The 1625-nt window shown below is 64.2% G+C and carries 2 protein-coding genes; both read left to right on the top strand.

What is annotated here, in order from left to right; translation table 11 throughout:
* Positions 1-1026 (top strand): acetyl-CoA C-acetyltransferase (locus tag WEB61_RS12710; RefSeq protein ID WP_368064707.1); only part of this gene is annotated, 1026 nt, incomplete at its 5' end.
* Between the two features lie 61 nt (positions 1027-1087).
* Positions 1088-1498: a MerR family DNA-binding transcriptional regulator gene (locus WEB61_RS12715; protein WP_368064708.1), complete on the top strand. Its 411-nt coding sequence runs from the start codon at positions 1088-1090 to the stop codon at positions 1496-1498.
* Positions 1499-1625: the final 127 nt, after the last annotated feature.

A 1625-nucleotide genomic window follows, 5' to 3' on the forward strand; every position in this document is an offset into this window, starting at 1 on the left:
GCCCTCGATGCGGGCTTCGACATCCGCGCCTCGGGCGTCACGCTCGACCGCTTCTGCGGCTCGGGCATCACCACGGTCAATCTCGGCGCCGCGCAGATCATGTCCGGCATGGAAGATCTCGTCATCGCCGGCGGCACCGAAATGATGAGCTACACCTCGGCCACCGCCGACACGAAGACGCTGCCCATGATGGACGCCGGCAACCTGCATCTCCGCAAGCAGCATCCGCAGTCCCAGCAGGGCGTCTGCGCCGATGCGATCGCGACGATGGAAGGCATCGACCGCCAGGCGGTCGACGATCTCGCTCTCATGTCGCAGCAGCGCGCGGCCAAGGCGATCGAGGAAGGCCGGTTCTCGAAGTCGCTCGTCGCCGTCTACAATGACGACGGTTCGGTCGCGCTCGACCGCGAGGAATTCCCGCGCCCGCAAACGACGAAGGAAGGTCTCGCCGGTCTCAAGGCCTCTTTCGAGGTCTGGGCAGGCATGCCGGTTGATGCGGAAGGAACGACCTATGGCGATCTGATCCGCCAGAAATATCCGCAGCTGACCAAATTCAACCACATCCACCATGCCGGCAATTCCTCGGGCGTCGTCGACGGTGCGGCGGCGATCCTGCTCGCTTCGCCCGCTTACGCGAAGAAGAACGGCCTGAAGCCGCGCGCCCGCATCGTCGCCACCGCCAACATGGGCGACTGCCCGACGCTGATGCTGAACGCGCCGGTCCCCGCCGCGCAGAAGGTGCTGGCCAAGGCCGGCATGAAGATCGAGGACATCGACCTCTTCGAAATCAACGAGGCCTTCGCCGTCGTCGCCGAGAAGTTCATCCGCGATCTGAAGCTCGACCGCGACAAGGTCAACGTCAATGGCGGCGCCTGCGCGCTGGGTCATCCGATCGGCGCCACGGGCTCGATCCTCATCGGCACGATCATCGATGAGCTCGAACGTCAGGACAAGCGCTTCGGCCTCGTCACCATGTGCGCCGCCGGCGGCATGGCGCCGGCCATCATCGTCGAACGTATGCAGTAATCCCATGTCCGGCGGGCGTTCGCATCGCGGGCGCCCGCCCCCTCACTCCGGAGGTTCCGTCATGACTTACACCATCACCGATCTCGCCGCCGAATTCGGCGTCACGCCGCGCGCGCTGCGCTTCTACGAGGAGAAGCGCATGCTCGCGCCCGAGCGCCGCGGTCAGGCCCGGCTCTATTCGAAGCGCGATCGCGCCCGGTTGAAGCTGATCGTCGGCGGCCGCGACGTCGGCCTGACGCTCTATGAAATCCGTACGATCCTCGACCTTCACGACGGCGAGGGCGACGCCGCCCAATACCGCCATGCGCTGACGATCTTCCGCCGCCGCATGGAAGCGGTGAAAAAGCTGCGCGACGAAGCGGACGCACAACTGTCGAAGCTCGAAACCGCCTGCCGCGATTTCGAAAACCGCCTCTCGCCCAAGGCCGAAGGCAAACCGGTTGCGTCAAAGCAGAAAAACCGCGCGGCATAATACAACAACAAAAACACCGGAGCGTTTTCCGGAAAAGTGGTCGCCGGTTTTCCGCAAGAAAACGCGACCGAAACCGGAGCGTTTTCCGGAAAAGTGGTCGCCGGTTTTCCGCAAGAAAACGCGACCG

The sequence above is a fragment of the Parvibaculum sp. genome (genome assembly GCF_040882025.1).
In the GTDB taxonomy this organism is placed as follows: Bacteria; Pseudomonadota; Alphaproteobacteria; order Parvibaculales; family Parvibaculaceae; genus Parvibaculum.